Origin of the sequence: Thalassospira marina (assembly GCF_002844375.1) — a bacterium.
Taxonomy (GTDB): domain Bacteria; phylum Pseudomonadota; class Alphaproteobacteria; order Rhodospirillales; family Thalassospiraceae; genus Thalassospira; species Thalassospira marina.
The window spans coordinates 1-13,449 of sequence record NZ_CP024199.1 but is presented as its reverse complement, the minus strand read 5'-3'; the positions used below and the strand labels follow the sequence as shown (position 1 = coordinate 13,449).

Sequence of the window (13,449 nt, the reverse complement as noted above, 5' to 3'; positions counted from 1 at the left end):
TGAAAGATCAAAGATCGTCGATGACGTGAACCTCGTCGGCATGGCGAGGCGAATGCCGGAACAGATCGGCAATGGCATAGACCAGCATGATCGCGGCACTGATTGGAACGCAGCTGTAAAGCAGGGCGACAGGCAGCCCCAGAATCGGCGTCAATGCCGAGCTTTTCTGCGCAAGATATGTCCCCTCATACATCAGGAAGGACAGAAACAGGATGTTGAAGAGGGCGACGATAAAGGTGTGAACACGCCGCTTGGCGCGCGGCAATGTGTAGAACAGCCAGTCGATGCGGAAATGCTGGTTTTCCCGCCACAATTCGGCTGCCCCAAAAAACACCATCCAGGCAAAGCTGAGCTGGATGATCTCGTCATACCACCCCAGCGAGAACCAGTTGGTAAACCGGGCAATAACGTTACCGCCCAGAATGAACATCAGGATCACAAGGCAGGTAATGGCAACGGTACGCAGGATAAAGCCAACAATACGGTCAATTGAATGAAGGGTTTGCATCATTGCCCGCCCCCCATCACCAGGGAGGGCAACCAGGTTGATACTGCGGGCACACAAACAACCAGCAACAGCACAACCATGATCCCGATCAGATAGGGCCAAAGTTCTTTGACAAGCGGGGCAATCGCCACATTGGTAACGCTTGAAACAGCAAACAGCACCATCCCGACCGGCGGGGTCAGCAGCCCGACCATCGAACACATGATCATGATCACGCCAAACTGGATGGGGTCGACACCCAAGGTCTGCATGATCGGCATAAAGATCGGAACGGTAATGACCAGAACGGCAATACCTTCAAGGAACATGCCCAGCACCAGCAAAACCAGCACGATAATCGACATGATCACCGCCGGGCTGTCTGATAGCGACAGCAGCAGATTGATCACGGTATTGGGCACACGCTGATGGATCAGAAGCCAGCCAAAAAACCCGGCAGCAGCAATGACAAACAGCACGCGCACGGTATGAAGCAGCGTATCCCACAAAATACGGGGCAAATCCTGCACAGTAATTTCGCGATAAACAAACAGCCCCAGAAAGGCCGCATAAAAACTGGCGGTTACACCGGCTTCGGTCGGGGTGAAAAGGCCACTTAAAATACCGGCAATGATAATGAAGGGCGTGCCAAGTGGTAGAAACGCGCCCTTGAAGGATTGCCAGATTTCGCGGTAGCTGGCGCGCATTTCACGCGGGAATTTGCGAATTAATGCCACCACATAAACCGCCACCATCAGGGCAATCGCCATCAGGACACCGGGCACAACACCAGCCAGAAACAGCCGCACAACCGATGTGCCCGTCAAACTGGCGAAAATCACAAAGGGAATACTGGGCGGAAAAACCGGACCAATGGTCGAGGATGCCGCCGTAATGGCCGCGGAAAAGCGTTCGTCATAGCCACGATCGCGCATGGATTTGAATTCGACCTGGCCAAGGCCGGCCGCATCGGCAACAGCCGCACCCGACATTCCCGAAAAAATCAGGCTGGCAAATACGTTAACCTGGCCCAACCCCCCACGAATATGCCCGACAAGGGCGGCAGCGAACCGGAAAATACGTTCGGTCACACCACCGGTATTCATCAGGTTTCCGGCCAGAATAAAAAACGGAATGGCCAGCAGCGTAAAGGATGTCGTGGCCGAATACATGCGCTGCGGCAACATGGTCAGAATTGATGTTTCGCCAAGCGCCAGATAGGTGCCAACTGCCGTAACCGCGAGCGCAACAGCAATGGGAACGCCAAAAACGATCAATCCAACAAGTGCGAGAAGCACAAACAGGGAGAGCATGGTCTCGGACTTTCAGAAAAGATGGGAGCGGAAATGCGAAGAGGCATATCCAACCTCTTCGCCAAGGTGTCGGCCCGACCCCAACAGGCCGGGCCGATGATTACTTCCCGAGAAAGCTCATGAAGGTTTTCATGTTTTCTTCGCCGGCATAGGCTTTCACCCGCTCATATGCCGGGCCCATCTTGGCCTTGAATTGCGCAAGGTCCGGTTCGGTTACTTCAACACCCGCCGCCTTGATCTTGGCCAGGTCAGATGCTTCTTCGTCCTGCACCAGCTTGCGCATCAGGTTGCCCGCAGAGACACTTTCCTCGCGGACAATTTTCTGTTCATCCGCACTTAGCGAATCCCATTTGTCCTTGTTGATGACATGCACCATCGAATTGTAAACGTGATGCGTCAGCGCGAGGTTGTGCTGCAATTCATAAAGTTTGTTGTGGTAAATCACGCTGATCGGGTTTTCCTGACCATCAACAACACCGGCCGTCAGTGCGCCGGGCAGTTCGGGAAAGGCGATCTGTGTGGTTTGCGCGCCAAGTGCCTCAAGGGAAGCAACGATCTGGACTTCTGGCGGGGTGCGCAGCTTCAGACCGGCCATGTCTTCCGGTGAATTGATCGGACGGACCGAATTGGTCACGTTACGGAAGCCATATTCCCAGTTTGACAGCATCACCAGCCCTTTTTCTTCAAGTTGGGGGGCGACCCAATCCATGAACGGACCATCAAGAACCTGATGGGCTTCGTCATAGGATTTGAACGCAAACGGGGTCATCACGGTGGCGAAGGCTTTGACATATTTATCAAGCGCGCCCTGGGTCGGCAGGTTCATGTCAACCACGCCAAGAACGGTCTGTTCAAGCTGTTCGGGCGGGCTTCCCAGTTCGTTTGCGGGATAAAGTTCAACAACAACTTCACCGTTTGTGCGGGCTTCAACATTCTTTTTGAACTGTAGTGCCGCAATCTGCGCCGGGTGGTCTTCTGCGGCAAAATGCGCCAAACGCAATTCGGTTGCTGCCTGTACGCTATGTAACGTTGTGACAGACAGAACGGTTGCAAGGACCGACAATACGGCCTTGCCCAGTTTTTGATTTTTCAAGATGTTTCCTCCATTGGAATGTGAATGCGCTTTGCGCGCTTTGTGTTTTTGGGGCCGCAAAAATGCGGCCCAAAGAAACAGCAACTGCTTCAGGAATTTTTGGGAAATGCGGCTTCGACGCCCGAAAGCTTTTCATAAGCCTTGATCACGGCCGTACAGCCTTCGCTGCCATGTCCCATGATTGATGCCAGCGCATATGTCTGGTGAACCGACCCGGCCAGAAAGCCTGGCAAACCGGCCTTTTCCAGCCAGCGCACATAATAGCCAACGTCCTTTTCGGCCCATTCCAGGGCCATATGCGGGGTAAAGTCGCGTTCAAGGGTTTTACGGCCATAAAGGTCCATCATGCCGCTTTTGCCACCGGCGGCCGAAATGATGTCGATGACCTTGGTCATATCCAGGCCTTCCTTCGCCGCCAGGGCAAAGCCCTCGCAGAACGAGGCGACATTGGCAAAAGCAATGAAGTTATGGATCAGCTTCAGGCGGATGGCATGGCCGCTGGGGCCGACATGAAAAATGTTTTCGGCATAGGTATCAAATAGCGGGCGCAGGTCTTCAAGCAGGTCCGAATCCCCACCATACAACACATTCACGCATCCCTGATCGGCATGCATCGGTGTGCGGGTCATCGGGGCTTCGCAATAACGAATACCCGCCTTTGCGCAGGCCGCACTCATCAAATCAACATGGTCGGGGCTGGTGGTAGTGTGATCCAGAATGACCTGACCCGGGCGCATATTGGCAAGGCAGCCACTTTCGGCATCAATCGTCAGCTTTTGAACATCTTCAGCGCGGCCAATGCAAAATGCCAGCACATCGCAGCTTTTTGCCATGTCCGAAACCGACGCGGCCACTTTGGCACCCCGGCTTTCGGCCAGCTTTACTTTTTCGGCGTCAAGATCCAGGACCTGAACACTAACGCCCTTAAGCAGCATGTTCTTGACCAGGCCACTGCCCATTCCCCCCAAACCGACAAAACCCACGGTTTTTTCAAACGCCACGTTGTCCTCCTCTGTTTATGTCCCCGCCATTATTGGTTTTTGGCGTGGTGTGATTTCATAATTTGTCCACATAACATGTCCCCTTGTTGTCTGACAACCTGTTTTTCTGTTGACAAAAGATGGCCCCGGCTTACATAAACCGGAAAGGTAAGGTCCAACCGGTGTGTTGGGCGGTTATTGGCAAAAAGGCATTTGGCTCGTGGATTCTTTCACTCGACTAAACAGGCGGCCCAGCCTGACAGACGATATTTCGCAGAAACTCTCGCGCATGATCCTCGAGGGTGATCTGGCTGCCGGTGAACAGCTTCCAACCGAACAAAACCTGGCCGAAAGCTTCGGCGTTGCCAGAACCGTCATCCGCGAAGCCGTTTCGCGCCTGAAACACGATGGCCTGGTCGATTCCCGCCAGGGTGTTGGCGCCTTTGTCGCGGAACCAAGTGCCAGAAGCGCCTTTCGCATCAGCCCCGCCTGCTTTGAAAAACGCCAAAAACTGCTGGAAATTCTGCAATTGCGCACCGGCATCACGTCCGAGGCCGCAAGCCTTGCCGCACGTGCCCGCAGCCAGGAAGATATCGATTTCATGGAGCAGGCATACCGCGATATGGAAAGCTCCCTTCGCCTGGGCGATGACAGCGCGGAAAAGCATGTGCTGGCGGAACGCACATTTTATCGCCGGATCGCAGAAGCATCGGGCAACCAGTATATTCTTGAATTCCTTTCAATGCTTGATGCCCGGATTGATATGGAATTGCGATCGGTCGCGATCAAAAACGCCCGCGTTACCGAATGGAATGCAGATGTTCTGACCGAACACAAAGCCGTTCTTGAGGCGATTCGCGATCAGAACGAAGACGCGGCATCACAGGCAGTTCGCCACCATTACACCTATGCGGCACAACGATTGGCGGACCGTGCCGATCTGGCCGACACGTAAAGCCGTGCGGTAGACCCGCACCCATCACGCAAAAATGACAAAATCCGGAGGAGGCACCGATGCAACGCACGGGAGGTCAACTGATAACTGACGTCTTGATTCAACAGGGCGCAGACCGAATTTTCGGCGTACCAGGCGAAAGTTTTCTCGCTGTTCTGGATGCCATCGTCGATAGACCCGAAATCGAATTTATCACCGCCAAGCACGAAGGTTCGGCGGCCTTCATGGCGGATGCCGATGGCAAATTGACCGGGCGCCCCGGCATTGTACTGGTAACCCGTGGTCCCGGTGCCTCAAATGCCTATGCTGGCATTCATGTCGCCTATCAGGATTCAACACCGCTGATCATGCTGGTGGGGCTGATCGGCCGCGACGATACCGAACGCGAGGCTTTTCAGGAATTTGACCTTAAAGCAATTTTCGGCACCCAAACCAAATGGACCGCCGTCATCAATGATGCCGCGCGCATCCCGGAGCTGCTAACCCGCGCCTTTCAGGTTGCGACATCGGGCCGCCCCGGCCCGGTTGTTCTGGGCCTGCCCGAAGACATGCTGCGCGATGTTATTGACGATGCCAAACTTCCTGCCTGCACAACTGCCGTGCAGGCCGCCCCGGCCCCGGCGGAACTTGACAAACTAGCCACCCTTCTTGCCAAGGCCAATACACCCCTGATCATTGCCGGTGGTGAAACATGGGACGAAGCCGCCTGCGCCGACCTTGCCAAATTCAGCAGCGAATGGAACCTGCCCGTCGCCTGTAGCTTCCGCAGCCAGGACCGCCTTTCGGCCTTACATGCCAATTATATTGGCGATGCAGGACTTGGCATTAACCCGGACCTTGCCAAACGTATTCGCCAGGCCGACGTGATCCTGGTGCTTGGTGCGCGCATGGGGGATTGCACGACATCGGGCTATACCCTGCTTGAAGTACCCGTCAGCGCCCAAAAACTGATCCACATTCACCCCGACCCCGAAGAAATCGGCCGGGTTTATGCCCCGGAACTGGGTATTTGTTCGGGCATGAAAAACATGCTGGCGGCAATGGCCGGCTTGGTTGCACCAACCGATGGCGTAAAATGGGCACCCTGGACAGCATCGGCGCGCGAAGATTACCTGAAATGGTCAACGCCAAATCCGGCATCGCATGGCCCGGTCAACCTGGCCCTGATCATGGATCATCTAAACAATACCCTGCCCGATGATGCGATTCTGACCAATGGCGCGGGCAACTACACCGTTTGGGTGCACCGGTTTTACAAACACCGTAAATTCCGAACCCAGGTCGCACCAACATCGGGCACCATGGGATATGGCCTGCCTGCTGCCATCGCCGCCAGCCTGCGCCACCCGGACCGGCTAAGCATCTGTTTTGCCGGTGATGGCTGTTTTCAAATGACATTGCAGGAACTGGCAACAGCCCAGCAGTTTGGTGCGCGGGTGATTGTGATGCTGTGTAATAACGGCATTTACGGAACCATCCGTATGCATCAGGAAAAGAATTATCCCTATCGCGTCAGCGGCACCGACATTGCCAACCCCGATTTTGTCGCACTGGCAAAGGCCTATGGCCTGGAAGTCGCCGGGGTCGAGGAAACCGGCCAGTTCGCCGATGCCTTTGAAACCATCAGGGCATCGGGTAAATCGGGCATCATTGAAATTATTACCGATCCCGAAGACCTGACACCGCGTAATTCCCTAAGCGAGATTCGCGCCAGCGCCAAATAACGCCAACAAAAAACCCGGGACCAGCAATGATCCCGGGTTTTGTTTTCTGGTCGTAAATTCCCGATCAAACGTCGAGATTGGCAACCTTAAGGGCGTTGGTCTGGATGAAGTCGCGACGGGGTTCGACAATGTCGCCCATCAGCGTCGAAAAGACCTCTTCGGCCTCGTCGGCATGTTCGACTTTCACCTGCAGAAGCGAACGGACATTCGGGTCCAGCGTGGTTTCCCAAAGCTGATCGGGGTTCATTTCACCCAGACCTTTATAACGCTGAACGGCAATGCCACGACGGCCATATTCCATCACCGCATTGACCAGATCGACCGGGCCATGGATTTTCCAGACCTTGTCCTTGGCGCCAAATTCCGACCCTTCCTCGAAAATTTCGCGCAGATCGCCAATCAGGCCGGCCAAAGCACGGCTTTCGGCCGAGCGCAGGATATGGGCATCAATCACGTAACGTTCTTCAACACCGCGCAGCATACGCCAGACCATCAACTGGTCCAGCGGTGCCTCGCCCTGCCAGCCACGATCAAAATCTTCGGCAAGGGTATCAAGGTGGGTCGCCAGGGTCTGGGCGGCTTCAAGGCGCTTCTGATTGTCATCAAGCAGTGCCGGGTTCAAGGCACCAGCCAGCACGGCCTGTTCCAGAACCGAAATCGGCAGCTTAAGCGACAGCGGTTCAAGCAGTGATTTCGCCTTGCGCGCCATTTCGACAATACGAATAAGGTCCGCACCCGCATATTGCGTGCCATTGGCAAGGGTCAGCACGGCATCTTCGGTGCCCTGTGCGGTCAGATACTGTTCCATCTCGCGGTCACCCTTGAGATACTGGACAGAATTACCACGTTTCGCGCGATAAAGCGGCGGCTGGGCAATGTAAAGATAGCCACGTTCGATCAGCTCGGGCATCTGACGGTAGAAGAAGGTCAACAGCAGCGTACGAATATGCGCACCGTCGACGTCGGCGTCCGTCATGATGATGATTTTGTGATAACGGATTTTATCGATATTAAAATCATCACGGCCAATGCCCGTACCCAGGGCGGTAATCAGCGTGCCGATTTCCTGGCTGGAAAGCATTTTATCAAAACGGGCACGTTCGACGTTCAGGATCTTACCACGCAGCGGCAAAATTGCCTGGAAACCGCGTTCTCGGCCCTGCTTTGCCGACCCACCTGCGGAGTCACCTTCCACGATGAACAGTTCGGCTTTGGACGCATCGCGTTCCTGGCAGTCGGCAAGTTTACCAGGAAGGGACGAAATATCGAGCGCACCTTTACGGCGGGTCAGTTCGCGGGCCTTACGGGCCGCTTCGCGGGCGGTTGCCGCTTCGACAACCTTGCTGACAATCTTGCGGGCATCCTGCGGATGTTCTTCCAGCCATTGTGAAAGCTTGTCATTAACGACATTTTCCACAACCGGGCGCACTTCCGACGATACCAGCTTGTCCTTGGTCTGGGACGAGAATTTGGGATCAGGCACCTTAACAGAAATAACGCAGGTCAGGCCTTCACGCGCATCATCGCCGGAAAGGGCAACCTTTTCCTTTTTGGCGATACCGCTTTCCTGGGCGTAATTGTTAATCTGACGGGTCAGCGCGGCACGGAAACCGGCCATGTGAGTCCCGCCATCACGCTGAGGAATGTTGTTGGTAAAGCACAGCGTGGTTTCGTGGTAGCTGTCATTCCATTGCAGGGCGACTTCAACGGTGATGCCGTCTTTTTCGCCTTCAATAGTGATCGGCTCTTCGATCTGGCGGGTTTTGGAACGGTCCAGGTATTCGACAAACGCGCGGATACCGCCTTCATAATGCAGTTTGGTATCCACCGGGTCACTGCTGCGCTCATCACGCAGGGTCAGGATTACGCCGGAATTCAAAAATGCCAGTTCGCGCAAACGATGTTCGAGTGTTGACAGGCTGAATTCGGTTTTGGTGAAAATCTCGCCATCGGGATAGAAGGTCACTTCCGTACCGGTCAGAGGCTTGCCACTTTCGGTAATCGGGGCATCGCCAATAACTTCAAGCGGTTTGACAGCATCGCCACCGGAAAATTCCATGTAATGTTCCTTGCCGTTGCGCCAGATGCGCAATTTCAGCAAGGTTGACAGGGCGTTCACCACCGAAATGCCCACGCCGTGCAGACCACCGGAAACCTTATAGGAATTCTGGTCGAATTTGCCGCCAGCATGAAGCTGGGTCATGATGACCTCGGCGGCGGAAACGCCTTCTTCCTTGTGGATATCGGTCGGAATGCCACGGCCATTGTCGCGGATCGTTGCCGAACCATCACCATTAAGCTGCACCAGCACCGTGTCACAATGACCGGCCAGCGCTTCGTCGATGGCGTTATCGACCACCTCATAGATCATGTGATGCAGACCGGTTCCGTCATCGGTATCACCGATATACATCCCCGGCCGCTTGCGCACCGCTTCCAGGCCTCTCAGGACCTTAATGGATTCGGCACCGTATTCCTCCGGGTTTACTCCGGCAGCAATCGGGGCTTCTGTTTCGTTGGTCATAGCGTCACAACCTCGGCAGTCACAGATCAGATCTCATCGGGGCTTACGCGGGCCTCTTCGACCCTGAAAAACTGCGCACGCCCGATCAGACCATTAAAAAGCGCCCGGTCCGTACCTGTCATCCAGGCCTGAACGCCAAGCGCCACGATTTCGTCAAAGAGGTCGGCCCGCCTTTCGGCATCGAGATGGGCAACCACTTCATCCAGCAGCAAAAGCGGTCCCGCACCCCGGGCCCGGCTTTGCAGGCGCGTATTTGCCATCACGATGGATAACAGCAGCGCCTTTTGTTCACCCGTCGAGCATTGCGCCGCGGGCTGATTTTTCGCTTCGTGCCATACCATCAGATCGCTTCTTTGCGGTCCAACGGCGGCACCTCCATACAGCGCATCGCGTTCCCGCCCGTCGCGAAGGGCGGCCCGCATGCGGTCTTCGACCTCGATGGCCGGAAATTTTTCCAGCCAGTTTTCAAGGTCCCCCGCCAGCGCCAGACGCGCCGCCGGAAATGCCCCGACTGCCATTGTCCCGGCCCGTACCAGACGTTCGAGCAAATCGGCCCGGGCGACCACAACGGCAATGCCGTGGCGTACCATCGAATCCTCGATGGCGTTTAACCATTTATCATCGGCCTTGCCCGCCTTCAAAAGCTTGGCGCGGCTGCGCAGGCCATGCTCGAAGGCAGCGACACGGCTGCTATGTTCCGGGTCTAGCCCGTACACCAGCCGATCCAGAAAACGCCGGCGCGCCGATGGCCCATCCAAAAACAGGCGGTCCATTTGCGGTGTCAACCAAACCGCTGCACAAACCCGGCCAAGGGCCGCCTGCCCGCGCTGGGCTTCGCCATCAATCTTGACGGCACGGCGTTCACGTCCCTGGCGCAACGCCAGCGGGTCCAGCCCCGATCCAACCTGATATTGCCCATCGGGGGTATCAAGCTGCGCACTAACCGCCCAAGCCCGCAGGGTGCCATCATCGGTGGCCGGTACATTACGGCTGATTTCCCCCAGTTTCGCCCGCCGCAACCCGGTTCCCGGCGCCAACAACGATACCGCCTCCAGAAGGTTGGTTTTCCCGGCCCCGTTTGGCCCGGTCAAAACCACCGGTCCGGCTTCGATATCAAGGCGCAGCCGGTCGTAACAGCGAAAATCGCCAAGGTCGAGACGGGAAACTGCAAGACGGTTGCTCATCATCGCACCGTCTTGCATGTCATGATTATGGGCAAGGAAAGCCACAACAAGGAAATCGCGGGTCAGACGCGCATTGGCATCAGGACATACAATGCCGACAGATCATCGGTATCGCGCAGAATGGTCGGCGACTGGCCATCAGACATCAGAAGATTAAGGGTATCGCCCTTGACCTGCTTGGCAATGTCGAGAAGGTAGCGGGAGTTGAAACCGATTTCGATATCATCCGAATCGTAATTGATTTCGAGTTCTTCAGATGCCGTTCCATGTTCCGGGCTGGAAGCCGACAGGGTCAGGGTATTGCCGGAAATGACAACTTTGACCGCACGGGACTTTTCAATCGAAATGGCCGAAACACGGTCAACCGCATCGGCAAACGGCTTGCATTCCAGATCCAGGCTTTTGTCATTGCCCGCCGGAATAACTCGTTCGTAATCCGGGAAGGTGCCGTCGATCAGCTTGGAGGTCAGAACGGCCTTGCCAAAACCAAAGCGGATTTTGGTATCCGACATGGCGATATCAACGGCTTCGCCGGTTTCATCGATCAGCTTGCGCAATTCACCAACGGTTTTGCGCGGCACAATCACGCCCGGCATGTTTTCCGCGCCATCGGGCAGCGGGGCTTCGATGCGGGCCAGACGGTGGCCATCGGTGGCAACCGCGCGCAAAATCTTGGTGCCTTCGGCATCAGCCGCATGGAAGTAAATACCGTTCAGGTAATAACGGGTTTCTTCCGTGGAAATGGCAAATTCGGCACGGTCGATCAGGCCGCGCAATTCTGCTGCTGCCAGACCAAAGCTGACCGGAAGGTCACCACCCGACATGACCGGGAAATCATCAACCGGCAGAACCGCGAGGTTAAATTTTGAACGGCCAGCCGACAGGGTCAGGCGGCCTGCACCAGGTTCCAGCACGATCTGCACCTGGGAGCCTTCAGGCAGTTTACGCACGATTTCATAGAGCGTATGCGCAGGCGTCGTCGTTGCACCGGCTTCGGAAACTTCCGCCGTGGTGGTTTCGATGACTTCCAGGTCCATATCGGTTGCGGTGAGCGACAGGGTATTTTCTTCGGCCCGCAGCAGGATATTGGACAGAATCGGAATGGTGTTGCGCCGTTCGACCACACTTTGAACATGTGTGAGAGATTTTAACAGAGCCGCGCGTTCGATGGTCAGCTTCATGCCCGTCCTATCCGTCTGTCTGCAGTTATATAATGAATTGATTTTTATTCATTTTTTCGACTTACCCCCACCCCTTTTGGCTGGGTTGGCCGCATTATAACATGGCAGCCCCAAAACCGAAGGATTTTTAGCGCAAAAAACCAAGCGAATGAACGGAGTCGAGCCATTAAAATTGCCCCGAAATCACAGCCCCGGTTTTCTGCGGTTTTCAGCGCCAAAATCACTGTTTTTGCACCACACACCCGGCCATTGGCACCTGTCAGGGCGACAAAAATCCATCGGCAATGGCACAAATGAAAACGGCGACCAACCCGGTGCGGGGCAATCGCCGTTTTGGGAATTCACATGGCCGATGATGCCTCAGCTTTCGAGCATACGGCGCAGCAGATCGATATCCTCGGACAGGGACGGATCGGTTTTATGCAGTTCTTCCACCTTGCGCACCGCATGCATGACGGTGGTGTGGTCACGCCCGCCAAATTTACGGCCGATTTCCGGCAGTGAATGGGTGGTCAGCTGCTTGGACAGATACATTGCCACCTGGCGCGGACGGGCAACTGCACGGGCCCGGCGGGCCGAATGCATGTCCGAAACCTTGATGTTGAAATGCTCGGCAACGCGTTTCTGAATTTCCTCGATGGTCACACGGCGTTCGGATGCGCGCAGCACATCGTGCAAAACGTCCTGCACCATTTCCAGGCCAATCTCGCGACCAACAAGCTGAGAATGCGCGATCACACGGTTCAGCGCCCCTTCAAGTTCACGAACGTTCGCCGTGATCTTGTGGGCCAGAAATTCCATCACCCGCTGCGGCAGCTCAACACGCTGGCGCTCGGCCTTGGATTCGAGAATGCCCAGACGCAGTTCATAGGTGGTGGCATGGATATCCGCCACCAGGCCCGAACCAAGGCGCGACCGCAGGCGTTCTTCGATATCTTCAAGGTCAGACGGTGATTTATCCGCCGAAACAATGATCTGCCGCCCCTGATCCACCAGCGCATTGAAGGTGTGGAAGAATTCTTCCTGGGTGGAATCCTTGCCGGAAATGAACTGCACGTCATCGACCATCAGCACATCGACCGAACGGAACTGGTCTTTGAAATCGACGGTGTTTTTATCGCGCAGCGCCCGGATAAACCGGTACATGAACTTTTCAGCCGACAGATAGATCACCGTGCGGTGCGGCTGGGTCCGGCGGATATGCCAAGCAATGGCGTGCATCAGGTGGGTTTTACCCAAACCAACGCCACCATACAAAAACAGCGGATTAAACGGGACAGACTCGGCCTCGGCCAAACGGCGGGCAGCGGCATATGCAAATTCGTTCGGCTTGCCGATGACGAAATTATCGAATGTGTAACGCGGATCAAGTGCCGCACTGATACCATCATCAGACATGCTGCCAATGGCACCCCGCCCGGCAGCAGAAGCCGTCTGAAACCCGGTTGAAACCGGGGCAGGATGGCACGGCGCCTTGCGGCTGCCCGGTGCATCGTAATTATCGGCGGTGTAACGCGGGTTCTGTTTGGCCGGTTCATTATAGGAAGGGGTATGATTCCCCCCGGCAGAAACCGCCGGCCGCGCGGCAGAACCAGCGCCGGAGTCGGATGCGGAATCCGGGGCAGCAACCACCACTTCAACAAAATGAACATTGGGATCTTCGGCATGCCAAAAGGCCTGGATACGGTCCAGGTAATGCTGTGACACCCAGTCACGCATGGCACGGTTGGGCGCACCCAGACGGGCAACCCCCGCCTCGACCGTAATCAAGGCAACCGGATCCAGCCAGTAACGATATGCCGTTGCGCCAAATTCACTGCGCAGTTTTTCGCGAACAATCTTCCAGGTCGTCATTACATGATCTTCGAGTGCTGCCTGCTGGCGTCCGGGCGTTCCCTCATCAGAGTTCCCGGCATCAAACTGCGCTCCCCTTACGGCATGCTGCACTTTCAAGACCTTTCCCCGCTGTTAACCTAAAACCCGGCACCGTGACCCGGTGACAAGACAA

At 55.6% G+C, this 13,449-nt stretch carries 10 protein-coding genes; 2 read left to right on the top strand and 8 right to left on the bottom strand.

Annotation, left to right across the window (positions count from 1 at the left end; translation table 11 throughout):
- Window positions 1-7: 7 nt before the first annotated feature.
- From CSC3H3_RS00050 to CSC3H3_RS00035, 4 genes are all read right to left on the bottom strand, one after another.
- Window positions 8-511: a TRAP transporter small permease gene (locus tag CSC3H3_RS00050; RefSeq protein ID WP_101267588.1), complete on the bottom strand. Its 504-nt coding sequence runs from the start codon at window positions 509-511 to the stop codon at window positions 8-10.
- Window positions 508-1,800, bottom strand: a complete 1,293-nt coding sequence (locus CSC3H3_RS00045; protein WP_101267590.1) for a TRAP transporter large permease — start codon at window positions 1,798-1,800, stop codon at window positions 508-510. The genes CSC3H3_RS00050 and CSC3H3_RS00045 overlap by 4 nt, the downstream gene beginning before the upstream one ends.
- A 100-nt stretch (window positions 1,801-1,900) precedes the next feature.
- A complete protein-coding gene (locus CSC3H3_RS00040) occupies window positions 1,901-2,893 on the bottom strand; it encodes a TRAP transporter substrate-binding protein (protein WP_215907536.1) in 993 nt (330 codons plus the stop codon).
- Between the two features lie 89 nt (window positions 2,894-2,982).
- Window positions 2,983-3,894, bottom strand: coding sequence for an NAD(P)-dependent oxidoreductase (locus CSC3H3_RS00035; protein ID WP_101282902.1), 912 nt, complete (start codon window positions 3,892-3,894; stop codon window positions 2,983-2,985).
- Between the two features lie 199 nt (window positions 3,895-4,093).
- Here CSC3H3_RS00035 and CSC3H3_RS00030 point away from each other — a divergent pair, with 199 nt between their 5' ends.
- Both CSC3H3_RS00030 and CSC3H3_RS00025 read left to right on the top strand, forming a co-directional pair.
- The gene (locus tag CSC3H3_RS00030) at window positions 4,094-4,828 is read left to right on the top strand and encodes a FadR/GntR family transcriptional regulator (RefSeq protein ID WP_157831774.1); all 735 of its coding nucleotides are present in this window, start codon (window positions 4,094-4,096) and stop codon (window positions 4,826-4,828) included.
- A gap of 59 nt (window positions 4,829-4,887) precedes the next feature.
- Window positions 4,888-6,552 carry a thiamine pyrophosphate-binding protein gene (locus tag CSC3H3_RS00025; RefSeq protein WP_101282898.1) on the top strand — a complete coding sequence of 555 codons (1,665 nt, stop codon included), beginning with the start codon at window positions 4,888-4,890 and terminating at the stop codon, window positions 6,550-6,552.
- 64 nt (window positions 6,553-6,616) lie between these two features.
- Here CSC3H3_RS00025 and gyrB read toward each other — a convergent pair whose 3' ends face one another.
- From gyrB to dnaA, 4 genes are all read right to left on the bottom strand, one after another.
- Window positions 6,617-9,076 carry a DNA topoisomerase (ATP-hydrolyzing) subunit B gene (gene gyrB / locus CSC3H3_RS00020; RefSeq protein WP_101282896.1) on the bottom strand — a complete coding sequence of 820 codons (2,460 nt, stop codon included), beginning with the start codon at window positions 9,074-9,076 and terminating at the stop codon, window positions 6,617-6,619.
- 26 nt (window positions 9,077-9,102) lie between these two features.
- On the bottom strand, window positions 9,103-10,260 hold the full coding sequence (gene recF, locus CSC3H3_RS00015; RefSeq protein WP_101282894.1) for a DNA replication/repair protein RecF: 1,158 nt from the start codon (window positions 10,258-10,260) through the stop codon (window positions 9,103-9,105).
- A 62-nt stretch (window positions 10,261-10,322) separates the two neighbouring features.
- Window positions 10,323-11,441 (bottom strand): DNA polymerase III subunit beta, encoded by a 1,119-nt coding sequence (gene dnaN / locus CSC3H3_RS00010; protein ID WP_101267606.1) that lies wholly within the window; start codon window positions 11,439-11,441, stop codon window positions 10,323-10,325.
- 360 nt (window positions 11,442-11,801) lie between these two features.
- Window positions 11,802-13,295: a chromosomal replication initiator protein DnaA gene (gene dnaA / locus CSC3H3_RS00005; protein WP_215907535.1), complete on the bottom strand. Its 1,494-nt coding sequence runs from the start codon at window positions 13,293-13,295 to the stop codon at window positions 11,802-11,804.
- Window positions 13,296-13,449 lie beyond the last annotated feature (154 nt).

Coding starts and splice junctions, on each gene's coding strand:
- CSC3H3_RS00045 (WP_101267590.1), bottom strand. CDS start 1,800: ATGCTCTCCCTGTTTGTGCTTCTCGCACTTGTTGGATTGATCGTTTTT.
- CSC3H3_RS00050 (WP_101267588.1), bottom strand. CDS start 511: ATGATGCAAACCCTTCATTCAATTGACCGTATTGTTGGCTTTATCCTG.
- gyrB (WP_101282896.1), bottom strand. CDS start 9,076: ATGACCAACGAAACAGAAGCCCCGATTGCTGCCGGAGTAAACCCGGAG.
- dnaA (WP_215907535.1), bottom strand. CDS start 13,295: ATGACGACCTGGAAGATTGTTCGCGAAAAACTGCGCAGTGAATTTGGC.
- dnaN (WP_101267606.1), bottom strand. CDS start 11,441: ATGAAGCTGACCATCGAACGCGCGGCTCTGTTAAAATCTCTCACACAT.
- CSC3H3_RS00025 (WP_101282898.1), top strand. CDS start 4,888: ATGCAACGCACGGGAGGTCAACTGATAACTGACGTCTTGATTCAACAG.
- recF (WP_101282894.1), bottom strand. CDS start 10,260: ATGAGCAACCGTCTTGCAGTTTCCCGTCTCGACCTTGGCGATTTTCGC.